This is a genomic window from Microbulbifer thermotolerans, from assembly GCF_001617625.1.
In the GTDB taxonomy this organism is placed as follows: Bacteria; Pseudomonadota; Gammaproteobacteria; order Pseudomonadales; family Cellvibrionaceae; genus Microbulbifer; species Microbulbifer thermotolerans.
On the sequence record NZ_CP014864.1, the window covers coordinates 1,918,453 to 1,943,091 of the forward strand.

The 24,639-nt window shown below is 55.1% G+C and carries 13 protein-coding genes and 1 pseudogene; 4 read left to right on the forward strand and 10 right to left on the reverse strand.

Annotated elements, in window-relative coordinates; all coding sequences use genetic code 11:
* Positions 1–50 precede the first annotated feature (50 nt).
* Both A3224_RS08110 and A3224_RS08115 read left to right on the forward strand, forming a co-directional pair.
* Positions 51–8,636 carry a GH36-type glycosyl hydrolase domain-containing protein gene (locus A3224_RS08110; protein ID WP_197463096.1) on the forward strand — a complete coding sequence of 2,862 codons (8,586 nt, stop codon included), beginning with the start codon at positions 51–53 and terminating at the stop codon, positions 8,634–8,636.
* A 288-nt stretch (positions 8,637–8,924) separates the two neighbouring features.
* Positions 8,925–9,473 carry a GNAT family N-acetyltransferase gene (locus tag A3224_RS08115; RefSeq protein WP_067153291.1) on the forward strand — a complete coding sequence of 183 codons (549 nt, stop codon included), beginning with the start codon at positions 8,925–8,927 and terminating at the stop codon, positions 9,471–9,473.
* Positions 9,474–9,715: 242 nt separating this feature from the next.
* Here the strand turns inward: A3224_RS08115 and A3224_RS08120 are convergent, their stop codons facing one another.
* The 9 genes and pseudogenes from A3224_RS08120 to A3224_RS08160 form a co-directional block, all read right to left on the reverse strand.
* Positions 9,716–12,484 carry a cation-translocating P-type ATPase gene (locus tag A3224_RS08120; RefSeq protein WP_197463098.1) on the reverse strand — a complete coding sequence of 923 codons (2,769 nt, stop codon included), beginning with the start codon at positions 12,482–12,484 and terminating at the stop codon, positions 9,716–9,718.
* Positions 12,485–12,663: 179 nt separating this feature from the next.
* Positions 12,664–13,311 (reverse strand): ZIP family metal transporter, encoded by a 648-nt coding sequence (locus A3224_RS08125; RefSeq protein WP_231902501.1) that lies wholly within the window; start codon positions 13,309–13,311, stop codon positions 12,664–12,666.
* Between the two features lie 148 nt (positions 13,312–13,459).
* A complete protein-coding gene (locus tag A3224_RS08130) occupies positions 13,460–14,218 on the reverse strand; it encodes a tetratricopeptide repeat protein (protein WP_067153294.1) in 759 nt (252 codons plus the stop codon).
* A 46-nt stretch (positions 14,219–14,264) separates the two neighbouring features.
* Positions 14,265–14,828 carry an RHS repeat-associated core domain-containing protein gene (locus tag A3224_RS16555; protein ID WP_156481452.1) on the reverse strand — a complete coding sequence of 188 codons (564 nt, stop codon included), beginning with the start codon at positions 14,826–14,828 and terminating at the stop codon, positions 14,265–14,267.
* Positions 14,829–14,834: 6 nt separating this feature from the next.
* Positions 14,835–15,965, reverse strand: a pseudogene (locus A3224_RS08140) (transposase); the annotation flags it as partial.
* A 17-nt stretch (positions 15,966–15,982) separates the two neighbouring features.
* Entirely contained in the window at positions 15,983–16,480 is a 498-nt protein-coding gene (locus A3224_RS08145; RefSeq protein WP_067153298.1) for a DUF6702 family protein, read from the reverse strand.
* Positions 16,481–16,575: 95 nt separating this feature from the next.
* Positions 16,576–18,939 (reverse strand): M1 family metallopeptidase, encoded by a 2,364-nt coding sequence (locus A3224_RS08150; protein WP_231902502.1) that lies wholly within the window; start codon positions 18,937–18,939, stop codon positions 16,576–16,578.
* A 359-nt stretch (positions 18,940–19,298) separates the two neighbouring features.
* Positions 19,299–20,300 (reverse strand): CobW family GTP-binding protein, encoded by a 1,002-nt coding sequence (locus A3224_RS08155; RefSeq protein WP_067153301.1) that lies wholly within the window; start codon positions 20,298–20,300, stop codon positions 19,299–19,301.
* Complete coding sequence (locus A3224_RS08160) at positions 20,301–20,768, reverse strand: Fur family transcriptional regulator (protein ID WP_067153303.1); 468 nt, start codon at positions 20,766–20,768, stop codon at positions 20,301–20,303.
* A 369-nt stretch (positions 20,769–21,137) separates the two neighbouring features.
* Between A3224_RS08160 and zigA the strand changes: the two genes are divergently transcribed.
* Positions 21,138–22,331 (forward strand): zinc metallochaperone GTPase ZigA, encoded by a 1,194-nt coding sequence (zigA, locus tag A3224_RS08165; RefSeq protein ID WP_067153305.1) that lies wholly within the window; start codon positions 21,138–21,140, stop codon positions 22,329–22,331.
* A 21-nt stretch (positions 22,332–22,352) separates the two neighbouring features.
* On the opposite strand, the gene A3224_RS17260 is transcribed toward zigA, so the two are convergent.
* Complete coding sequence (locus A3224_RS17260; RefSeq protein ID WP_067153307.1) at positions 22,353–23,420, reverse strand: DNA-binding protein; 1,068 nt, start codon at positions 23,418–23,420, stop codon at positions 22,353–22,355.
* A 210-nt stretch (positions 23,421–23,630) separates the two neighbouring features.
* Here A3224_RS17260 and A3224_RS08175 point away from each other — a divergent pair, with 210 nt between their 5' ends.
* On the forward strand, positions 23,631–24,605 hold the full coding sequence (locus tag A3224_RS08175; protein ID WP_067153309.1) for a site-specific integrase: 975 nt from the start codon (positions 23,631–23,633) through the stop codon (positions 24,603–24,605).
* Positions 24,606–24,639: the final 34 nt, after the last annotated feature.

Below are 24,639 nucleotides of genomic sequence, written 5' to 3' on the forward strand. Positions count from 1 at the left end.
AACTCAGATTTTGGAAGAAAAATGGGGCCCTCCACGGACTCCGGTCCTTTTTGCGGCCAAAATCAACGAAAGTTACGCCCTCGGCCAATAAATCCGCAGGCCAGAGTGGAGCCAAGCGTGAGCAGGACGATGAACAACAGCGTCAGAATGACATAATCACCCTTGCTAAAGGCCATCAACGTCTGACGGAAAGCAGACGCAGGTACCGGCTTAAATACCACCTCTGGCTGTTGGAAGGGCGGTTTCAGGAAATCTACCGCCGTCTGTCTGCACGCGTGGAAGCGAGAGAGAAGGGGACCCGCAACGAAGAGTGGCTTTTAGATAACCGCCACATAGTGCAGGAAACTGTCGCACTTGTACGCGAGTCCCTTCCCCGCAAGTTTCTGCGTCAACTGCCGAAAGTCACTTCGGTAAACGGACACATCGATCTGCGCGCGCGGGCCCTGGCGGAAACGCTGGTGGCTGACATCAGTCAGCCACTGGATATGGAAAGCATTCTTCAGCTGGTTGACCTGTACCAAACAGAGACCATCCTGACCACAGGAGAGCTTTGGGCGCTGCCAGCCCTTCTGCGCCTGAGCTTGCTGCAGCAGTTGGTGGAACTCGCGGAAGAAGCACTGGACTGTGCGGAGACAGAGAGTGAGGCCTGTGGTGTAGGTATAGCCAGCGCGATTATCAGCTTGCGGGAACTCCGCTCCCACGATTGGCGTGACTTTGTAGAATCCTTAAGCCGGGTTGAACAAGTTCTGCGAGAGGATCCGGCCGCCGCCTATCGCGACATGGATTTCGAGACCCGCGATACCTATCGCAACGTGGTGGAAAAACTCGCCCGCGGCAGTGGCTGTTCCGAAGAGCAGGTGGCCCGGCAGGTGATTGAGCTGAGCGACAGCCAGGCCCCCGATAGCCGCGGGCGCCATATCGGCTACTACCTGATTGGAGATGGCCGTCCGGAATTGGAAAAACGTCTCGGGTTCCGGCCCGACTTTTTCCCGGGTCTCTATCGCCTGCTTTTGCGTAAAGCGCCGAGCGCCTATTTTGCAGCGCTGGCGCTTTTCTCCGCACCACCACTGCTTGCCCTCGCTGTCTATCTGCTGCAACAAGGCACTCCGCTGTTGTTGATACTGCTGATATCAGCGATTGCCGCCGTGCCGCTGACCGGATTGGCCCTGGCGCTGGTGAACGGGCTGATTACCCACAGTCTCCCACCGCACAAATTACCGAAACTGGATTTCGACAAAGGCCTACCGGACACCTTCCGCAGTGCCGTGGTAATGCCGGTCCTCTTTGCGGATGCGGAGGATATGCGCAAGGTTCTGGAGTGCCTGGAGATCAACTATCTCAATAATGATGACCGCAATCTCGTCTATGCCGTACTGAGTGATTTTGCCGACGCCGATAAGCAGCACATCGAGAGTGATAAAGCTCTACTGCAAGCGACCCGGGAAGCCCTGGATGCACTGAACCGACGCTACGCCGATAGCGAGGGAAGGGCGCCTTTCCTTTTGCTGCACCGAGAACGCCGCTGGAATCCCGCAGAAAATTGTTGGATGGGCTGGGAGCGCAAACGCGGCAAATTGCTTGAATTCAACCAGCTGCTCCGGGGGTGCGAGGACACCAGCTTTACCACTTTTTGCGGCGATAAGGCACAGTTGCGGGGAGTCCGCTATGTCATCACTTTGGATGCGGATTCTCAGATGCCCCCGGGTACCGCCCGGCGCTTGGTGGGAACCATGGCCCATCCGCTGAACCGGGCGGAGGTAGACAGTAACGGCCGACGCGTTGTGGCCGGTTACGGATTCCTGCAACCGCGCCTGGAAATTGACCCCGGCAGTTCACCGGATACCGTTTTCACGGAAGTTTTCTCCGGTGATCGCACCGTTGATCTCTATACGCACGCGGTATCCGATGCCTACCAGGATCTTTTTGGCGAGGCCATCTTCGCCGGGAAGGGCATTTATGACCCGCAGGTATTCGAGCGGACACTGGCCGGCCAGCTGCCGGAAAACGCGGTGCTCAGCCACGACCTGCTGGAGGGTGCGCTTGGCGGTGCCGCCCTGCTGTCGGATACGGTTTTTTATGAACAATATCCACCCAACATTTTCGCGCTGCTGCGGCGCAGCCACCGCTGGATACGCGGCGATTGGCAACTCTTACCCTGGCTGCGCCAGCGGGTGACGGTCTCCAGTGGCGAAAAGGTTAAAAACCCTTTGCCGTCAATTCACCGCTGGAAGATCGCCGACAATCTGCGCCGGAGCCTGGAAGCTCCCTGTCTACTGATTCTTTTCTTGTTTGCTTGGACTGGATTACTGCCCGGTGCTGCTTGGCTTTGGACCGTAGGATTACTGGTGCTGGCGGCCGCACCCGTGTGGCTGGAAATGCTGTCCATGCTCTGGCGCAGCCTGGCCGATCCCCGCCATGTACACAGGCACCTGCGCGGAGGCCCAGGGGTTTTGCGACAGCGGGCCCTGCACTGGATTCTTTCGATGGCGCTTTTGCCTTGCCAGGCCTTCAATGCGATGGATGCGATATTGCGCACACTCTATCGCTTGGGCGTTTCCCGCCGCCATCTACTGGAGTGGACATCCGCGGCGCATACCAATCGCGCCTTTGGAAACGGCCTGAAAAACAATGGTGCCTGGCGTGAACAGTGGATATCGCCGGCCTTGGCCATAGCCTCCATCGTCTGCATTCTGGCCGTGGCTCCGCTGAATCTGTTACCTGCCGCCCCCCTGCTGGCGGCATGGCTACTGGTGCCCCTGGTGGTCCACTGGATCAGTCGTCCCTACCGGCGACAGGTGGCTCCCCCCTTGTCCGCGCGCGACAGGCGCGAACTGCGTCTGCTGAGTCGGCGCACTTGGTTCTTTTTTGAATATTTCATGGGCCCAGATGACCACTGGCTGCCGCCGGACAACTACCAGGAGGAACCACTGGCAGCATTGGCAAGGCGCACTTCGCCCACCAATATCGGCTTGGGCCTGCTAAGTATTCTCACTGCCTATGACTTTGGCTACTTAGACCTCAACCTGCTCTTGGCGCGACTCAATAACAGTTTCGAACGCATGCGCGGGCTGGAGCGCTATCGGGGGCACTTCCTCAACTGGTATGAAACCCGTGAGCTGCACCCCTTGAACCCCCGATATGTGTCCACGGTGGACAGCGGTAATCTGGCTGCGAGCCTGCTGACCTTAGCCCAGGGCCTGGAGTCATTGCAGACCCAGCCGCTCAGTGGCCACCAGCTGGTGATGGGGATCGCCGACACACTCGGGGTGGTGGCCGAGACCCTGTTGCCCGCGGAGCCGGCGACCGCCTCGGCGGAAGTGCGCAAAGTGATCGCCGAGATCGAACAGCTGCGTAGAAACCTGGAATCCGGGGCCCAAGAGAAAAACTGGTGGGAGTGCATCGACAAAATCTATGAACGGCAGATGCCGGTCTTGCAAGAACGGGTGCTATCGGTGGTGGAAAGCGATGAGATCAATTTCAGCGCCGAAGCATTGGGACGCCTGCGTCAATGGTTGGATGAGCTGCAGCAGCAGACAGTGGCCGCGCGGCGCCACCAGGAACAACTGGAACCCTGGCAGCGCCTGTTGCAATCGCCCCCATTGCTATACCGGCAAGACGGTGCCTTGGCGGATGGATTCCAAGAACTTGAAGAAGTTCTCCGGGCACCGTTGACTCTGGCATCGCTGCCCCAGAAATGTCAGGTGGCAGAGGCACTGCTCGCAGATCTGGAAAGTGCGCTCAATGCGGAAGGGGCAGAGCATCGCGATGACGCCGTTGCCTGGAACAACAGATTGCGCGCTGCTCTGCGGGAAGCGCAGGCAAATGTCGACGGCTACAGAAGCGATCTACAGCGGTTGGCGGCGCGGGCACGCCAATGGGTCGAAGAAATGGATTTTGCGTTTCTCTATGACCCGGACCGGCACCTGTTCCATATCGGTTACAACGTTACCGATGCCGCACTGGACCCCAACTACTACGATCTGCTGGCTTCGGAATCGCGCCTTACCGGGTTTCTGGCCATTGCCAAGGGCGATGTGCCGGCGCGCCACTGGCGCCACCTGGAGCGCCCTTTCCGGCGGGTGCATCGCAGGGTGGTACTCATGTCCTGGAGCGCGACCCTGTTCGAGTATCTAATGCCGCGCCTGCTGATGGAGACGCCGGACAACAGTTTGATGGGGCGGGCCTGCCGCAACGCAGTGGAAATACATCGGGAGTTCACCGCCGAATTCGATCTTCCCTGGGGGATCGCCGAATCCGGGTATTATGAGTTGGATAGCCATCTGCACTACCAGTATCGTGCCTTCGGCGTGCCGGGGATCGGTTTCCGGCGCGACCTCGGTGAGCGCATTGTCGTCTCACCCTACGCCTCCCTGATGGCACTGCCGTTCGGCGCCGATGCGGTGATGGAAAATCTCCGTCAGTTGAGGGCTCACGGCTGCTATGGTCAGTTTGGTCTTTACGAAGCCATCGATTTTGGCCGCACCGCTAAGCCGGCGCCCCGACGTGCACGTACTGTGCGCTCCTATATGAGCCACCACCAAGGCATGATCCTGCTGGCAATCAATAATTATCTGCACAACGACATAATGTTGCAGCGCTTCCACAGCGATGTACGGATTTCGGGCCTGACTCCGCTGCTGTACGAACGCCTGCCATCCGCGCCGCCAGCACTCAAACCCTGGAGGCGGCCCGGCGTCCAGCGCAGCTTCCGCGCAGAAGTGGCGCTGGAAAATTGGACAGTGTCACCGGCGAGCCCCCAGCCGCACTACAACCTGTTATCCAACGGTCACTACACCCTGGTGTTGGCTGCGGACGGAGCTGGCGGTGCCTATTGGCATAACATCGCGCTCACCCGCTGGCAGCCGGACCCAACTCAGCATCAGTGGGGGCGTTGGAACTATGTGCGGGATTTGGACAGCGGTGAGTTTTTCTCCCTGGGGCTGGCACCGTGTGGCGGCGAAGCAGGGCACTGCAATGCCAACTTCTCTCCCCACCAGGTGGAGTTCCAACGCCGAGAGGCCGGGCTATTTTGTCGTCTGCGCGTCGCCCTCAGCTCCCAGCACGACGTGGAGGTGCGTCAGCTGATCATCAAGAACGAAAGGGACCACAAGCGCCGCTTATTGCTGGCGAGTTACGCGGAGGTGGTGCTCGCGCCGGACAAAGAAGACCAGCGCCACCCGGCGTTTGCCAAGCTATTTGTGGAAAGCCGTTTTCTGGATGACGAACAGGTGATGCTCTACCGGCGCCGCCCCCGCAGCAACGCTGAGAAGCCGGTGTATTTGGCACACTCCATTCTGGTTCAGCCCGGTGTGAAACACCGGCTCGGCTGGGAAACAGACCGCCTGCGTTTCCTCGGCCGCGGTGGTGATCCCGCACATCCTCGTGCACTGGAGAACGGCCTGGAGGGGTTCAGCGGCACCACCGGCCCGGTGTTGGACCCGGTCATCGCCACCGGACAAGAGGTGATCATCCCCCCGCAGTCGGAAATTGAAGTCATCTATCTGACCGGTGTGAGCAGGTCGCGGCGCGAAATCCTCTCCGCCATGCGCAGCTACCGCTCCCAACCCAAAGCGCGCTGGATATTTGATCTGGCGCGCATGCAGTCAGAGCATGAAGTGCGCAACCTGCAAATATCCGGTGGGGATATGCGCTGGATGATGGACCTGCTGTCCGCAGTACTGGCGCCCTCCGGCACTATGCGCGCCCCTTCGCGCGTGCTGGCCCGCAGCCGCCATATCCAGCCGGGGTTATGGAGTCGCGGCATCTCTGGAGACAATCCCATACTGCTGGTGCAAATTCGCAGCGACCAGGAAATCAGCTTCGCCGAGCCCATACTAGAGGCGCACACTTATTGGTGTGGGCGCGGCATTGCGGTGGACTTGGTCATACTTGACGAAGAGTCCGCGGGTTACGCACAGCAAACCCGCGACCGGCTTCAAGACATGATCGCCGATATACGCGGCCGCACACTGCGCAAACTGGCTGGCTCAGTGGTGCTTGTCGCGGGTCAGGAGTTACCCGGCGTGGAACGCATTCGCCTGTTGGCGGCGGCCCGGGTCATTCTGGATTCCGCGGCCGGTCCCGTGACTGCGCAGCTGGAAGCGGCGGCTTCGTCTTTGCAGGCACAGTTACAGCCACTGCCGCCCTTTGTGCCCGTGCACCCCTCGGATCGTGTGCCTCAGCCCACACCGCTTTTGGAGCGGCCTGCCGATCTGCAATTTGACAACGGCATCGGAGGCTTCAGTGCGGATGGGCGCGAATACATATTGCATCTGCAACCTGGGCAACGCCCGCCGGCGCCCTGGGTAAACGTTATTGCCAACCCAAATTTTGGCTGTCTGGTATCCGAGGGCGGCTCCTGCTGCACCTGGAGCGGCAACAGTGGTGAACACCGGCTGACCGCCTGGAATAATGACCCGGTGCGCGACCCCAGTGGCGAAGTACTCTACCTGCGGGACGAAGAGACGGCGGAGGTATGGACGCCGACGCCGGCACCGCGGCCCACCGATTCCGCCTACCAGGTTTGTCACGGTGCGGGCTACAGCGAGTTCCGGCACAACAGTCACGGTCTGAAGCAGACTTGGCGGATTTTTGTCGATCGTGAAGCGCCAGTGAAAATAGGGCGCCTCACCCTTACCAACTGCTGGGACAGCCCGCGGCGGCTCACGGCCACATACTACGTAGAATGGGTTCAGGGCTTGGTCCGCGCCACCAGCTGGCCGCATCTCGTCAGTGAGTATGTGTCAGAAGAGGACGTTTTACTGGCACGCAACGCTTTTGTCCCGGATGCAAAACCGGGGGTGGCCTTCCTCACGTCAAACCTGCCGGCACATGGGCTGACCACCGATCGCCACGAATTCCTGGGTAGATCCGGTGGGCTCCAGGCACCGGAAGCACTTTTCCGCATTGGCCTTTCCGGCCGGGTACAATGCGGTATCGACCCCTGCGCCGCGTATCAGGTCCACATCGACCTGAAAGCGGGGGAATCCCAGCACATCTATTTCGTAATGGGGGAGGGGACAGATCGCAGCAAGGCCCTGGCGCTTGCGGCGAAATTCCGCCAGCCGGAGATGGCAGAGAAGGCGCGCGCGGAAATCGAGGACTTTTGGGAAAACTACCTTGGCACAATACAAGTGGAGCTACCCGATCGCGCAACCGAGCTGATGCTGAATCGCTGGCTGCCCTATCAGACACTGGCCTGCCGGCTTTGGGGCCGAAGCGGCTTTTACCAATCCAGTGGCGCCTTCGGTTTCCGCGATCAATTGCAGGATGTGCAGGCTCTATTATGGACCCGCCCGGATTGGGCGAGGGCGCACATACTGCGCGCCGCCTCACGGCAGTTCCAGGACGGAGACGTACTGCACTGGTGGCATGAACAGCCCCTGCGTGGCGTACGCACCCGCTGCTCCGATGACCTCCTGTGGTTACCTTTTGTCACTGCTCAATATATTCGCAGTACCGGGGACTATGGGATTTTGCACGAGCAGATTTCCTATCTGCAGGGAGCACCTCTGGCCAAGGACGAGCATGAGCGCTATGCGGAATATGAAAGCAGTGAGGAGTCAGGCTCTCTGTACGAGCATTGCTGCCGCGCCATTGAGCGTGCCGGCGCAGTGGGCCCGCACGGACTGCCGGTCATTGGCAACGGTGACTGGAATGATGGCTTTAACCGTATCAGCACCACTGGCCGCGGAGAAAGCGTATGGATGGGGTGGTTCCTTCTGCGCGTATGCCGGGATATGGCACCTTTGTGTGACTACATAGGTGACAGCGCCCTGGCAAACCACTACCGTCAGCTTGGCGAAAATCTCCGCCAGCAGGTGGAGAAGAGCGGTTGGGACGGAGCCTGGTACCGCCGTGCTTATTACGATGATGGTACCCCCGTAGGTTCCAAGGACAGCGACGAATGTAAGATCGATCTTATTGCGCAAACGTGGTCGGTGCTGTCGCAGGAGCATCCGACCGATCGTTCTCGTCAGGCGATGGAATCCGCCTACAAGCATTTAGTGCGCGAGAAGGCGCGGCAGATATTGCTGCTGACACCGGCATTCGACCGCACCAAGAAGGACCCGGGCTACATTAAAGGCTACCCACCGGGCATACGCGAGAATGGCGGCCAGTATACCCACGCCGCCACCTGGGCGGTCTGGGCTGCCGCCGGGCTCGGTCAGAGTGAACGCGCCTGGCATCTGTTCAATTTGATCAATCCCATCACACATACCTCCGACGCCGCGGGCGTACACCGTTACCGCACCGAACCCTATGTGTTGGCGGGTGATGTTTATGGCGTTCCGCCGCATGTGGGTCGAGGCGGTTGGACCTGGTATTCCGGGGCATCAGGATGGTTGTACCGCGGGGCCATTGAAGCGTTGCTCGGCCTGCAAATGGTCGGTGGAGACACCCTTGAAATTAGACCCTGCCTGCCGGATTCCTGGAGTCACTACCGGGTGCATTTAAGATTCAAGAGCAGCTGCTATGAAATTGATGTGCACAACTGTGGCGGTTGTCCTTCGAGAATGGCTGAGGTGACCCTGGACGGCGTAACACTGGACGACGAGCGGATCCCGCTCGTGGATGACGGTACAAAACACCGTGTGAAGGTGATTTTCGATAAAGTAAAGGCGCAAGCGATCTGAGCTAAGACATTTCGATTGGTTTTGGGATATCCTTGGAGCCATGGGGCCAGGCGAGAAGCCCAGGTGGGTGATGGAGTATTGATGTAGGAATTATTAATTTAACATAATATATATTATGCGAACTAAATATTGTTGTGGAATCCAGCGCGGGATACGGATCTCTCCGCCACTCCGGCCTTCCTGCGCACAAATACCCGCATCAGGTTGGTCGTCATCAAGCTGACAGACCTATTATTGGAAGATGAATCACATCAACCATCGGCCCCGATTGCAAGGAGACTGCTGACAATGTCCGGTAAACAAGCGCATACGGCGATTTCCAGAAGCGTGACAGAAAAGCTGCGCAACGGTCAGGTGGTGACAATCCGTCCCATGGAAAAGAGCGATATAGAGTTGGAGCGGGCATTTATCACCAATTTATCACCGGAATCCCGCCATTTCCGTTTTCTAGGGGGTATCGGCGAGCCCAGTGAACAGCTGCTGAAGCAATTGACGGATATTGACCACGACGAGCGGGAGGCGTTTATCGCTCTACTGGAGAGTGACAAAGGGCCGCTGGAAATCGGTGCGGCGCGCTATATTCTGGAAGCATCGCGCACAGCGGCGGAATGCGCCGTAGTGGTGGCGGACGATTGGCAGATGCAGGGATTGGGGACCCTGCTTCTCAACCGCCTGATAGAGTCGGCCCGTGCGCGCGGTGTTAAACACCTTTATTCCATTGACTCGGCAGAGAATATCAAACTACGCGATGTGGCACGCAGTATGGGGTGGGACTGCCACACGGACCCGCAGGACCATACTCAGGTCATCTTCACCCTGGATCTAAGTGCAACATAGCCCGATCAACGCTGAACCCCACATTTGCGAAAGGTCATCGCTGCGTATTGCGGCGGTAGTTGGGCGCCAAGCAGCTCATACCGGTATGCGGTGAAGATCTCAATCGCCAGTCGCTTCCCAATATCGATAGGCCCTTCCCTCTCCACGACCACTTCAGTGTCAGTCACTCCAACGACAAGCGGAATCCGGATACATAGCGAGCTTTTCAAGCATAGCCTAGTAAGGCTTTGCCCCCGCTGATCTTAGGTTATGTATGTCTTCAGACTGTCAGCCTTTTTCCGCTTGCGCCAGCGAGTGATAGACAATAGCAGCTCCATCGCTAAAAGCTGCAGCAGTGCCACTGTCAAAAGCGTTACCCATTCTCTGGCGCTCACCGGAGACACCCCGAGCAGGTCCTGCATCAAAGGTGAGTACAGTGACAGGATATGAATTCCCTGCCCGGCTAATGTTCCCAGCAATAGTATTGGGTTGGAAAACAGTGGCTGGCGGAATATGGAACGGTATTCGGAGCGGCTATTGAATACCTGTACGTTCTCAAACAGCACCATCAGCAGCAACACGCTGTTGCGCGCTGCATCTACCTCCCAGCCTTGCTCCAACAACCAGTAGAAACAGCCGAAAGCAAGCCCACCCATCACAAGTCCGGCGGTAATCACACGGCGTAACATCAGTGGATCGAACAGAGATTCTTGGGGGGAACGGGGCGGTCTTTGCATTTCGTCACCCTCGCCGGGTTCCAGCGCGAGTCCGATACTTTGCACACTGTTGGTGACCAGGTTGAGCCACAATAGTTGCACGGCGGTCAGTGGTAAGGGCAGACCGAATGCGGTGGTAAGAATAAACAGTACGACCTCCGCTGCCCCGGTGGATATCAGGAAAAAGATCACCTTACGGATATTCCGATAGGCGATACGCCCCTCTTCCACTCCGGCCACCACCGAGGCGAAATTGTCGTCTGCGAGCAGCAGATCCGCGGACTCCTTTGCCACCTCCGTTCCTTGCTCCCCCATGGCCACACCAACATGGGCACTGTTGAGCGCCGGCGCATCATTGACGCCATCACCGGTGACCGCCACAAATTCTCCCTGGCGCTGGAGCGATTGCACAATGGTTAATTTTTGCTCTGGAGATACTCGCGCGTAAACTCGCGTATCGGCGGTCAGCGCGTCCACTGCCGCTTCTCCCCTTGCTTCGGCCTGCGCTAAATCGGTGCCGGTAACCGCTTTGTCGCCCTGCTCTGCCAGTTTTAGCTCTCGGGCAATGCTGAGCGCGGTATGCGGGTGGTCGCCGGTGAGCATACACAAGTGGATGCCCGCTTGTTTACATTCCTCTACGGCGGCGGCGGCCTCTGGGCGCAGAGGGTCAAACATCGCCGCCAATCCCAGCAAACAGAGGTTTTGCAATTTTTCTTGCGATAGCGTTTCCGATTCGCCCAACTCTCCTTCCGCAAGTGCCAGCACCCGAGCGCCCCTTTCCGCGAGACGATGCATTTGCTCAGTAATGGATGCACTGTCCAGGGGGACATCACCGTCGGCGGTGGCCATACGGCTACACATGGGTAATAGTTTTTCCAATGCACCCTTCACGCAAACCAGCTGCCGCCCCCCCTGCCCTTGCGGATTCGCATGCGATGTAGCAGCAAATCCAAGCGCCGGCTCGTAATGTATCTGCCCCTTTAACGGATATGTCTGCAGCAATTGCGCCCGACTAAATCCCGTCTTGTGGGCCATAACCAGAAGCGCTTGGTCAACAGCATCACCGCTGCTGTGCCACTGACCATTTTCCAGCGGGTGCAACTCTGCCTCATTGCACAGGGCGGCGGCCCGGGCTACCCGCGCCATTATGGCGTGATCGACAGGGGATGACTGCGGATGCGACGGTAGTATGCCGCCGTCCACGGTAAACCCCTCGCCATCACAGAAAGCGACTTCACTGGCGGTGAGTCGATTTTCTGTCAAAGTACCGGTCTTATCTGCGGCAATCACGGTACAGGACCCGAGACTCTCTACCGCCACCAGTTTGCGGACGATCACATTGCGCTTGACCATGCGGCGGGTGGCGATGGAGAGCACCACGGTCAGTGCCATCGGCAGCCCCTCGGGAATAGCGGACACAGCGAGAGCAACTGCCGTCATGAAAATCACCAGTGGCGGAGTGTCTCTGGCCAGTTCGATTGCGGCGAGAATGGCCACTGTCGTCAGCAGTGCGATTGTGAGTTTTTTACTAAAGCGCTCAATCCGTTGAAAAAGTGGTGGCTGAACCGTCTCGGCGGATTCCAGGGTGAGGCTCAATTTACCCATTTCCGTATGCAGTCCCGTGGCTGTCACCAGACCGCGGGCACGGCCACTTGTAACTAGGCTGCCTGCAAAACATTGATTGATTCGCTCTGCCACCGGTGTATCGGCGTCACACAGCAGGTCGCTGTTCTTGCTAACCGGCAACGATTCTCCAGTTAAAACAGATTCATCGACCTCGAGCCCGACAGACTCCAGCAAGCGAAGATCAGCAGGTACCCGATCGCCCGAGGCAAGCAGCAGCAGGTCACCAGGTACCAGCGACTCCGCATCAATCTCCAGTATTTCTCCGCCCCGAATAACCCGCGCGCGACTCACCATTAGTTTGCGTAGTGCCTGGGCGCTGCGGTGCGCGTGATACTCCTGCAGTGCGCCGATTAGCGCATTCAGCAGAAGAATCAATCCGATAAATGTGGCGTCGGCAAATTTACCGGCAATCAATGAAACCACCATTGCCGCCAGCAGCACATATATCAACGGGCTGACAAATTGCCGCAGAAACAAATGGAGAAACCCCGGCAGCCGGGGCTGTGGCAATGTATTGGGGCCATATGCGGCAAGGCGGCGGTTGGCCTCCTCCACCGATAACCCTTCTTCACCGCTATCGAGGCGATTTGCGGCTTCCTTTGCTGGTAAGCAATGCCACTGGCGTTGTGCATCCGTGTCGGTCATTTTGGCTTTGGCGCTGTCTGGCTGCGCAGTGATCGAGGTGAACATACAGGCTCCGATTCTGCAACATTAGTCGAAAACCTATACGGCACTTACCTCACAAGGCATTGATCTAAATCAACCTTTCCTCGGCTTGAGTGAATGCTGGCGCTTATTCCCTATAAATGAGGCAATAAGGAGGGAATGCACGTGCACGCAAGCCGCTTGAGCCCTTGAATCTGTACTTGCTATAGCGCCAAAATCAGCATCAACCCCAGTCCGGTGATAAAAAAACCGAAATGCAAGGATACAGCGTGCAATGATGCCTGCTGCTTAATTTCTGGTATCAGGTCCGATGCTGCGATATAAATAAAATTGCCCGCGCCAAAAAGCACCAGCCCAGTCACATCAAAGCTTTGAGAAATCCCGTAGGCAATCAACGCTCCCAGCGGAAAGGTTAACGCAGACAGAAAATTCCAAATCAGTGCACGACGTTGCGACCAGCCACCGTGGACCAGTACGCCGAAGTCCCCCAGCTCCTGAGGGATCTCATGGGCAACCGCTGCAATCCAGGCGGAGATGCCCGCTCGGGGGTCAATTAAAAAGGCACTGGCGATAGCGAGTCCCCCAATAAAGTTGTGAATGCCATCGCCGAGAAGGATGAGATAAGTCACCGGAGGCGCGTCCGCCTCCCTGGTGCTGTGCGAGTGGTGCCAGTGCAACAATTGTTCCAATAACAAAAAAGTCGTAAAGCCCGCCACCATCCACAGACTTGCAGAGAGTGGCGTAGCCCTACCCAATCCCTTCGGCAGCATATGAAAAAATGCTCCGCCGAGCAGAGTCGCGGCGGCCAGGGATACCAGAGGGCCGGCAGGGATTCTGGAAATTTTCGCCAAAATTGGATTAACTCATTGTTTCTGAAGGCTTTTTTTCTGGCGACCCCCTTGAAAGCTATCCTCATTGTTGAATTAGAAGCCAGCTGCTGGGCTGGCCGACTTCGATCTGATCGAAACTAACGTTTCAGGCTTCTGGCACACGTGACCTTCACATAGTTCGATTTGTAGTTACTCTCGTACAGGCAGAGCTTATCTCCGCCTCCGATTTAAACTGTTTATATTCACCAGCTAACTTGAGCGCGGCCTCTTTTTCAGCACCGTCCAATAAGGAGTCTATTCTTTTATTCACCTTTAGAGACTTGTCATAGGCATAGGTGTTCACTGGCAAACTATTTAGCCAAATCAAGGACCATGCATATGCTTTGACGAGATCTTTAAATTGATATTTGTCTTCTAAGTAATGCTTGGTTAGGTATTCTGAAGCTTCTTTCTCGTTATCATTAAAATAGGCCAGCAAGTAGTGATTTAGTGCATTTTTATATACCCCTTTCGAATCAAAGATACGAGCTATTTCGATATGCGCTCCGGTATATCCGTCCTTTTCGGCCTCACAGTACCATTCTATTGCTTTTTCGTCATTATCAAATCGTTCATGGTAGAGATACGCCAAATTGGTCATTGCAATTTGGTGGCCAAGTTCGGAGGCTAACCTATACCAGAAAAAGGCCTCATCTTCATCCGCTTGACTAAAGGTATAAAATTGAGCCACCTTAAAAGCTGAATCCCCATCGCCTTTTAAGGATTTATTCTTTAATTTCAAGAGTTCTTTGTCGGTTAGAAAATAGGCGCTGGCAGAGCTTTCAATCTCATTTGCAGATGAGTAGACGCAGGCTAGAGCTGAGAGAAGCAGACATAGAACTCTATTTCGACAAATTTTACACCCTAACAGCATTTTGATCGAAATCATTTCAATTATAATCCTTCAGAGATTTGTTCACATGGAAGTACGACCATCATTGTTCGGACTGCCTTTCATATTTAACCCAACTACCAGGCTTGGAATAGTCAGGCTCATTGGTGCCATTGGACTTGTCATATATTCCAGCAAACCCGTTTTCGGAAAACCAGCCAAAACTATCTGGAGCATAAACTGAACTATTCGGCAACAGGTCGGCAACTTTCTGTGCGAAAGGTTCTCCGCCAGAAGCGCCTTCCGTATTTCCTGCATTACAAGCATAGATATAGACGGGCATCCCTGGAGAATACTTCGGATGGCTCATAATATCCTTTACTAACGCTTCAGGACTTAGTCTCGCTCCAGATTTCTTGGCTAAAGAATTTGGGGTTCCGTGTGCTGCGACTGTGAACGCATCAGGCTTATTCGTTTTTGCAGCACCTTTTCCCTGTACAGTAAATACCTTTAGATAAGAAATATCGACCAAGCCAAGCGGATCAATCCAATTGGCAGGATTTCCACCCACATACCCATAAATATTGATTCCACCTGCCTCAGCAATTGGATCGCGGGTTAACCATTTTAGGGCTCGCAAGGCGACCATATCAATCGGAAAATGCAAACCGTGTCACAAAATTCTTATTGTGTAATCCAGCGGGATGAGCTTTCGGGCCATATCTAAAATGTAGTCGCCGAACCAGTTGATATGCGCAATTCTGTATGGAGAAAGGCCGGCAAGTATCTCAGGCGAGATCACTTCCCCCTCTTCGGCAAGCAGTTTGAGGACTCTGGTCATCTTTTCCGCGTTGTAAAGAATGACCATGTTTGCCACCAGGTGGTTGTACTTCACAATTTTGCGCTGCTCGTGACGGACGTTCTCAGCAATAATGCCGTCACCGCCAAAGAACAATGTGCGGCGAAAGCCATTGAATTCTTCACTTTTAATCGTGGCTGCGGTAATCACTTGGCGCACCTCTGGATCTGAGATATAACGCAGCAGGAAAATCGTCCTGATGATTTTTCCGAGCTCCCGGAAGGCGGCATACAACTTGTTTTTACGGCTGTAGGTGCCAAGCATCTGCAAAATGGTGGAAGCTGTAATCTTTCCTAGCTTGATCGATATAACCACCCTCAACATATCTTCCAAATGCGTTTCGATCAGCTTGAAGTCGATGTTTCCTTTGAAAAGCGGGTCGATATGTTGATAGCGGTAGCGCTTGTCCGGTCGGTATAACGCCAGCGAGGGGATATTCCTGATCCTGGGCATCAAGTCGATCCCCAGCAGGTACGACAGAGTGAAGACCGGGTAGCTCTGAGCCTGGGTATCGCCATGCAGGGTGTCTGGCTGGATGTCTGATTGATTTTTGTGGAGCCAGTCGAGGATATAGACAGCCTCATAGTGGCCGCAGGGGATAAAGTGGCTGAACAGCGCGATATAGGTGTCGGATACGTGGTAATAGCCGATGCCACCGTAACCGCCATAGCGAATATGGTATTCCGAGAGGAGGTTTTCCTCGTACAATTCCAGCTTGGTGCCGTCTGCGGAGAGGTGCTTACCACTGCCCCACTATTTTGACAGGTCGAACTTGTTGTAGGCATTAACTACCTTCTCAATGGCTTTTTCGAGCCGGTCCTCTGAGGCGTATTTCAGGTTAAGCCAGGAGACCTGCCGACGGCTGATGCCCTTGATGGATTTGGCGGTCTGTGTGGGGCCGAGATTGCAGCCGTAGCAGAATAAGATAGAGCGCACAGGCTTTAATTGGAGTGCGTATTTTTTCAGTGGACCTGTAAATGTACCACCTTCTGACTGGCACCGGGCATGAGTGTATGACTGGTCGTTTTTCCACCACTGGTCACATTGAGGGTATTTACTTGATCTCGCTCAATATCCATCAACATGGATTGCCGCACTGTCAGTTGGTTGCCCTGAATATCCGCTAGAGGGATTTCCTGATAGATCCAGATGTTATGCACATCTGCCTCCATACCAACCCATGTTGGCTTTAAGACTGTCCCCTTTTTATCCCGCATCTGGAACCGGGAGTTGACATACTCTTCGATTTGAGCCTGAGCATCCTTCAGGTCCTTATTTGCCTTCAGTGAAAGCGCCCTCTGCATGTCGGCGACAAAAAAACGGTGGGAAACCTCCAGCATCTGTGTCCTTTCATTCACCGAAAGCTCGGTAAGGCCAAAGTGATATCGATGGGCCTGCGCATTCAGAGAGAAGGCCATTGTTATCACTAGGAAGATGAAAGAGGAAAAAGGAATCTTCATTGAGTGTCACCAGGATTATCAGAATACGAGGAGATGTAATGGAGCACGAGCCCCCAGCTGGCATTTTTGCAACTAGGGGCTCTCTGAAGAGAAGGTCAGCCCTCCTCTTTCAACTCAGTGTCCCAGTCTTTCATGAGGTTGCGCCGCTTTTCTTCTTTAAATAGCTCAAGGCGCGACTTGATAATACGGCGTGGGTAGTAATTGTTCTCCACATTAACATCTGCCGTTTCCCAGTGTGGGTCAAGAATGACTGATTTTAGAATCTTGTTTTTATTCCGCACTAACATTTTGGAAGTCTTACGACTGTTTTTCGCCCAGATCTCGGCAGGAATCCGGAGGTCCTCCACAGTGCCATCTTCATATTCCAGACGCAGGAACAACGGCATAACCAAGCCGCCGATATTGGAGAAGTCCAGGACATAGACATTGCTTTCCACGCTGAGCATGTCTCTTTCCCAGTCTTCCAGTCCAGCGAGCATATCCCGGTAGCTGTTGCGATCGGCATTGGATACATCAAACTCGTCGTGTTTGTTGTAAAAGTCCGCAAGCTCCGGCTTGGCATCAACAATCCGGGGCAGTTTACGCGCCCGATTTTCAATTGCTGTGATGCTCTCAGGCTCACTGTTGTGCTGCTCCCGTTTCCAGGGACCTTCGATGTCTGGGTTTTTCGTACCTACTGTGTAATGACGCACTTGGTCGAGACTGATATCCACATGATCGGTGGTATAGAACCACCCGCGCCAGAACCAATCGAGATCCATGCCGGAGGCATCCTCCATGGTGCGGAAAAAGTCCGCGGGCATCGGGCGTTTGAATTTCCAGCGCTGGGCATACTCGCGAAACGCAAAGTCGAACAACTCACGCCCCATAATTGACTCGCGCAAAATGTTGAGCGCTGTGGCCGGTTTGCCGTAAGCGTTGTTGCCGAATTGGAGAATAGATTCCGAATTGGTCATAATCGGAACCTGGTTATCACTCTTCATATAATCGACAATTTTGCGCGCATCACCACGGCGGGATGGGTATTTTTCTTCCCATTCCTGCTCTGCAAGGAACTGCAAAAAGGTATTCAGCCCTTCATCCATCCAGGTCCACTGCCGCTCGTCTGAATTGACGATCATAGGGAAATAATTGTGCCCTACTTCATGGATAATGACTGAAATCAGTCCATATTTGGTAGTGCGGGAATAAGTGCGCTTGCTTCGGTCCTCGTCATCGATTTCCGGCCGGGGGCCATTGAAAGTAATCATCGGGTATTCCATCCCGCCGACAGGACCGTTAACGGATATGGATACGGGATAGGGATAGTCGAAGCTATAGCGATTGTACACATCCATGGTATGGATGATGGTCTCTGTCGAGTATTTGTCCCAAAGTGGCATGCCCTCTTCCGGGTAGAAAGACATGGCCAGGGTATCGGTCCCGCCTTTTTTATATCCCTGTGCATCCCACAGGAATTTGCGCGAGGACGCCCAGGAGAAGTCGCGGACATTCTCCGCTTCAAAAATCCAAGTCTTACGCTTTTTCGAGCGGCTCTTTTCGTTCTTGAGCGCTTCTTCCTTCGTGATAATCATCACTGGCTTCTGCGCGGTACGCGCTTTTTTCAGGCGTGCACGTTGTTCCCGGGTCAGCACCTCCTCAGGGTTCTGCAAAACACCGGTGGCAGCCACCACGTGGTCGGCAGGAACATTGATAGCGACCCGATAGTTGCCAAATTCCAGTGCAAATTCACCGCGCCCCAAAAAGGGTTTGTTCTGCCATCCACTGACATCGTTATAGGCGGCCATGCGCGGAAACCACTGCGCGATTTCGTAGAGATAGTTGTCGTCGCGCTCAAAATACTCATAGCCGGAGCGCCCGCCGAGCGCCTTCTGCTCAATGACTTTATAGCTCCAGTCGATTTGGAAACGCACTTGCTCTCCCGACTTCAGAGGTTTCGGCAAATCGATGCGCATACCAGTGTCGACGATGGTGTGGGCAAGCTCGCGTCCCTTGCTGTCAGCCACGCGCGAAATCTGGTAGCCGCCGGGGAATTCATCCGCTACAACTTGCCGTCGAAAAACGCCAAAAGGAATTGTGTCAGGCGCAATAGACTCGAGGTCTACTGGCGTTGCCAGATTGCCCATGGAGTCCGGCTTAAATCGGTTTTGATCTAGCTGTAACCAAAGGTAGCGCAGGGTATCCGGTGAATTATTGGTATAAGTCACCGTTTCAGAAGCCGTGATTAACTGCTTGTCATCGTCAAGGGATACCTGGATATCGTAATCCGCCTGCTGCTGCCAGTAGGCGTGCCCTGGTGCTCCAGAGGCGGTGCGATAGGCATTGGGGGTCGGTAAGAGTTCGTCTAATTGCCGGAACTTATCACCGGTGACATTCAAGGGGTCCGAGGCCATGGCCAGGTTCACCCCAGCCATGGCAAAGATTGCCGCTCCCCAGCGGCGGAGTGAATTTACATTCATCACACAATCATCAAAGTTACAAAAAAATAGGGAGACATTGTATCATCCGAAGAGTGGCGCGAAACTTTTCTGCAAGTGATTTGTCGCAGCGATGCAACCGTTTATCCCTGGGGATACCTTCCGCCTTGTGCGGGAATAAGGGCTTTAGGAAATCTCAGACGCATTCGCGCCCTGGCCGCAAAGATACTTCCTGCTCGAGTGGCGGGATGGGCATTTCGAAGTCGGCGGATACAGGGCGATTCTGGCGGAGCTACAAACACTTTCTGGTGCGTTTTTGAAATATTCATCCCACCGGCAAAGTGCCTCGATACCAGCGACAGCGCGCACGCAGTTTAGTCAGAGACCTGTGGACCGATTGCTCAGGCAGCACTCAATGCTTCCAGCCAAGCGCTTTCCATCCGGGTCCACTCACCCGGCTGCGCGTCGATCACCTCTACGCGGCTTTCCGATATATCGTCAAGCTCCAAAACGCTCAGTACGGAATCCGCCTTATTGAAACCAAACACCCCGTCTTGGGTGATAAAAACGCCCTTAACTCTATCCGCGCCGATACCGCTAATTAGGGAAAACAGTTTGTGAAAATCAAATACCAAGGTGGGATCAAATCGCCAGCCACAACTATGAAAGCCCTCGCCACTGTGCTCCAGACGTAGATAGCCGCATTCCGGTATCGGTTGCTCATTTATCTCCGGATGCGTGGCATGGGTGTGCGTTTGAGCCTGCGGCAGCGTGAAACCACTGGGGGAATGCAGCCATTCCGGCAGAAGCCTGCCCTGCTCGACCACCTTTAGCGGTTTAGTAGGGCCGTGCGCACTGCTGGAAAGAAAACGGCGAAGCGCTTCAAGGTCGCGCGGACCGTAGAGATCGGATTTATTGGCCACCACCAGATCCGCCACTTCCAGCTGCTGGCGGAAGGTATCGTTACTCAGGTAGCGTTCATCCGCCAGACAGCGCGCATCCACGAGTGTCAAAGTCGCGCGCAAATCCAGCACCCCACTGGATGCAGCCTCAGAAAGTGCGGTGAGGACTTCGCGGGGGTGACCGAGGCCAGTGGGTTCTATCAGCAGCCGCTGGGGTCTCGCCCGCCTCAAAAGCTGATTGAGAGCCACCTGCATGGGTAAGCCGGCTGTACAGCACATACAACCACCGGGTACTTCGCGGATAAAGACCTCTCCGTCATTTTCTGAGCCAAATAGGCTGCCATCGACGCCGATCTCACCAAACTCGTTCACCAGCACCGCCCAACGCTCGCCGGTGGGCTTATTGTCCAGGAGGTGACGAATAGCTGTCGTCTTGCCAACCCCCAGAAAGCCGGTAATCACATTGGCCGGCACTTGGCGAATCGGGTCTTCTATCTTCATTCAGGCCGCACTCCGCCCGCATTCATCGCACAGGCAGTCCAGTTCCAGTTGAGACGTCTGCAAATGGTAACCGGCCGCTTCCACTGTCTCCCGCAGCGCAGCGATCACTTCAGGTTTAATGCCAATTTCCCGCACTTTGCTGCAGCGGCTGCAAATGAGAAATTGCGGAGTTTCATGCCGGTGGTCACAGGCAATATGGGCACAGGCGAGATATTTATTTTCCGAGTTTAATTTATGCGCGAGATTCTCATCGACCAGGAAATCCAACATCCGGTACACGGACATGGCGGGAATCGGCTCACCGAAATCGACCCGGTACTGATCTGCAATCTCGTAGGCGGACAGTGGCGTTTTCGCGCGCAGCAGTACTGTGAGGATGTTTCTGCGCTTTTCGGTCAGACGGGCCCCGGAAATGCGGCAGCTTTGCTCCGCGGCACTCAAGTTGCGTTTAAGCTCGGATGCATTCATGGATTTATTAATTTCAACTTGTTTCGCACCAGGTGGCGATTCACCTGCTGTGCAATGTTTGTCTGCCCTAAGGAAAAGTCCCCAAGGCGATGCCACTATGGCTGACTTTTCGAGGTTATCATAATAGAAAGCCTCCGTTCATTCGCATGAGCGTTTCCCTAGATTCCCGGGTCCGCAGACAGTGGATTCGAAAACGTGTGAGCACGCCCCTATAACTCCGCAACCCCCGTGATTCCGACGGCTTTGACATGCCCATTTCACCACCCGAGTTTTGTCATCGGGCCATTAAGTCTCTTTACAGTCATGTCGTGTTGCATCAAATGTTATGTTATAACATATGAAATGTCCAGAATTTGGGAGGCAACAGTGATGGATAATCGCTTACCGGTAACAGTGCTGTCTGGTTTTCTCGGCGCCGGCAAGACCACCTTGCTCAACAGTATTCTCAATAATCGTGCCGGCAGACGTGTAGCGGTAATTGTCAATGATATGAGTGAGATCAACATTGATGCCGGCCTTGTACACAGTCAGATTCACCTCCACCGCGGGGAGGAGAAGCTGGTGGAAATGAGCAACGGCTGTATTTGCTGCACCCTGCGCGAAGACTTGTTGGAAGAGGTAAGCCGCCTGGCCCGGGACGGGCGTTTTGACCACTTATTGATCGAATCCACCGGGATATCCGAGCCTCTGCCGGTAGCAGAGACCTTCACTTTTGCCGACGAAAACGGCAACAGTCTTTCCGATCTGGCACGCCTGGACAATATGGTCACGGTCGTGGATGGCGTCAACTTTCTGCAGGAATACCATGCGGCCCGCTATCTCAAGCAAACCGGCGAATATCTTGGCGATGATGATGAGCGCAATGTGGCCGACCTATTGGCGGAACAGGTAGAGTTCTGCGACCTGCTACTCATCAGCAAAACAGATCTTATGACCGCTTCACAGCTGGCTGATCTCAAGGCGGTATTGCGCAGCCTGAACCGCCGTGCGGAGATTATCCCAATGGAGAACGGCAATGTCCCTATTGCCAAGATCCTCGATACCAGGCGGTTTGATTTTGAGCAGGCCCAGCTGGCGCCGGGCTGGCTCAAGGAGCTGCGCGGCGAACATACCCCGGAGACTGAGGAATATGGCATTCGGAGCTTCACCTATCGCGCGCGACGCCCCTTCCACCCGCAAAAGCTGTACGATTTTTTCCACCATCCGGCACTCAGTGGAAAGCTTCTGCGCTCTAAGGGTTTCTTTTGGCTCGCCAGCCGCCCTGACTACGCCGGCAGCTGGAGCCAGGCGGGAGGCATAGCGCAACACGGCGCCGCAGGTTATTTCTGGAGTGCCGTACCCCGTGACCGCTGGCCGGAAAATCCCGAGCAAGTGCAATATATTCTCGAAAACTGGCGGGAACCTTACGGCGACAGACGGCAGGAATTGGTCTTTATCGGCCAGAATCTGCAACAACCCTGGCTGCAAGAGCAGCTGGACTCATGCCTCCTTAACGATGAAGAAATCGCCGCCGGTGAGAGATTCTGGCGAAGCCTGCCAGACCCCTTCCCCGCCTGGGACTGAGCTCTCACGATGCATCGCCATTTATTCCCGCTTTCGCCCTGACTTTTTCTCCATCCTCCCAGTCTTCGCCGGCCCCGAGGGGTCGGCCTTTTTGCGCTCCGCGAGCGCTTTATAATGTGCCAAGTTGGCCTGACAATGTGCCAGGTTAGCCTGCGCTTCAGCCAGAGTCACCTCCAATGCGCGCTGCCGCTGCACACATTCTCGATATTGCCCCTCTGTGCGCTCCAGCTGTTCCCGCAGCAAGTCCCGCTCACTTGTTTTTACACTGAGGGCCTTTTCGGTGTCGCTCAGCTGTTTTTGCAGTGGCGGCAGCTGATGCTCCAACTTTTCAACAGCGCCTTCCAGACTGACCATCTGTTTGCGCGCTGCCCCCAGTTCACTGAGCAGGCGCGCGTTGTCCTTGTTGAGCTGAGTGAGCTCCTCCTGTTTTACGATCACAGTTTGATTGGCTTGTCGCAGCTCGGCTTGCAGCTGCTGCAGCTGCTGCTCATGTCGGCGGATATCCTGCTCCCGCTGTTCTTTACTGGCTTGGCGGAAGTGCTCAAGCGCATCTCGGGCGTGTCGATGCTTCTCTTCCAGAGAACTCAGGTGAGCATCTTTGTCTGCCAAGTGCGCCTCCAGCCCTTCCACCTGCTGTGACAAGCGCTGACTTCTGACCTGTTCAGCTTGTAATGACGCAGCGGATTCCTCCAGCGACGCCTGAGTAGCTGTCAGGCTGCGATTCAGCCTATCTACGTTTATACGGCTCTCCTTGAGTGCGGATTCGAGTTCAACGCGCTCCTTTTTCCATTGCGCCTCCCGCTCAGCGTGGCGTTTTTCCGCCGCCGAGACGATTTCCTCAGCCTCTTCCCGCAGCTTGGCCGCCATCTTCGCCACCATCTCCCGCAATGCCTTGCTGAGCAGCTGCTCATCGTCGAGCCGGGTATTTTCCTCCGCTTCAAGCTCTTTCAAGTAGCGGTGAATGGTGGATTTTGAGCCGGTATTGCCCAGCTCAATACGTATTGCATCAATTGATGGATTTTCCCCTCTCGCCAATAAAGCGGCTCTAGCCCGCGCCACCTGGACCTTATTGATACCTGCCCGCGCCATACAAAGTCCTTCTATTATTTTGTACCATAATACGTATTATGTATTTACATACTAAATTATAATGTAATTCTTGCCAATTTTTAGAAAAACTTACTTTTGATAATAATGAATTATTCATTGTTATATATTTTTTGAACCGTACAATGCGCATTTTCAGTACGAAACCCATCCGATTCAGGCCCCTGCCCTACCGCCTCCCGAGGTGCAGCGATGAGCAAAATTGAGCAGTACATCCACGCGGCCACCCGCGAAAACACAAGGCGCAGCTATCAATCCGCAATCCGCCACTTCGAGGTAACCTGGGGTGGCTTCCTGCCAGCCACCGCTGACAGTGTTGCCCGCTACCTAGCCGAACACGCAGATACTTTGGCTGTCAGCACACTTCGACTGCGCCTCGCCGCACTGGCCCAGTGGCACCGGGAGCAGGGATTTCCCGATCCAACCAAGGCTCCTGTTGTGAGAAAGGTTTTGAAGGGCATCCGCGAACTCCACCCTGCGCAAGAAAAACGCGCACGCCCGCTGCAAGTGGAGGAGCTGGATAGGATTACTGACTGGCTGGAAGGTGCGCGTGAAAAGGCGGAAACGAGGAACGACCGCAAAACCCTACTCGCCGCTACTCGCAATAAGGCGATATTGCTGCTGGGTTTTTGGCGCGGTTTCCGCAGCGATGAGCTCTGCCGTTTACAGGTGGAGTTTGTAACTGTCAGCCCCGGAGAAGGGATGACTCTCTTCTTGCCGCGCAGCAAAGGGGATCGACAAAGCGCGGGGCGGGAGTTCAGGGTACCGGCTCTGAGCCGGCTATGCCCTGTTGCCGCCTATGAGGACTGGATCCGGCTCGCCGGGATCGGAGAAGGCCCCGTTTTTCGCGCTATCAACCGCTGGGGGCAGCTGTCCGGGCAAAGCCTTAGTCCCAATAGTATCTCCCCCCTTCTCCGCCATTTGTTTGCAGAGTCCGACCTCGCCGCTGATACCGGAATAAGCAGCCACTCATTGCGCAGGGGGTTTGCCAACTGGGCGAGCAGTCACGGCTGGGATACCAAGACTCTCATGGAATATGTGGGTTGGCGGGATGTTCAGTCTGCAATGCGTTACATCGATACCCCCGACCCGTTTTCACGTCAACGCATTGAAAAGAGCCTGACCGCTTATACCTCCAACCGCCTTACAGATAACTCTGATCGTTGACTATTAGTGGCTAAAAGACAAAAATGATCGCGAA

Coding starts and splice junctions, on each gene's coding strand:
- A3224_RS08160 (WP_067153303.1), bottom strand. CDS start 20,768: ATGAATGCATCCGAGCTTAAACGCAACTTGAGTGCCGCGGAGCAAAGC.
- A3224_RS08115 (WP_067153291.1), top strand. CDS start 8,925: ATGTCCGGTAAACAAGCGCATACGGCGATTTCCAGAAGCGTGACAGAA.
- A3224_RS17260 (WP_067153307.1), bottom strand. CDS start 23,420: ATGGCGCGGGCAGGTATCAATAAGGTCCAGGTGGCGCGGGCTAGAGCC.
- A3224_RS08130 (WP_067153294.1), bottom strand. CDS start 14,218: ATGATTTCGATCAAAATGCTGTTAGGGTGTAAAATTTGTCGAAATAGA.
- A3224_RS08120 (WP_197463098.1), bottom strand. CDS start 12,484: ATGTTCACCTCGATCACTGCGCAGCCAGACAGCGCCAAAGCCAAAATG.
- A3224_RS08150 (WP_231902502.1), bottom strand. CDS start 18,939: ATGAATGTAAATTCACTCCGCCGCTGGGGAGCGGCAATCTTTGCCATG.
- A3224_RS08155 (WP_067153301.1), bottom strand. CDS start 20,300: ATGAAGATAGAAGACCCGATTCGCCAAGTGCCGGCCAATGTGATTACC.
- zigA (WP_067153305.1), top strand. CDS start 21,138: ATGGATAATCGCTTACCGGTAACAGTGCTGTCTGGTTTTCTCGGCGCC.
- A3224_RS08145 (WP_067153298.1), bottom strand. CDS start 16,480: ATGAAGATTCCTTTTTCCTCTTTCATCTTCCTAGTGATAACAATGGCC.
- A3224_RS08175 (WP_067153309.1), top strand. CDS start 23,631: ATGAGCAAAATTGAGCAGTACATCCACGCGGCCACCCGCGAAAACACA.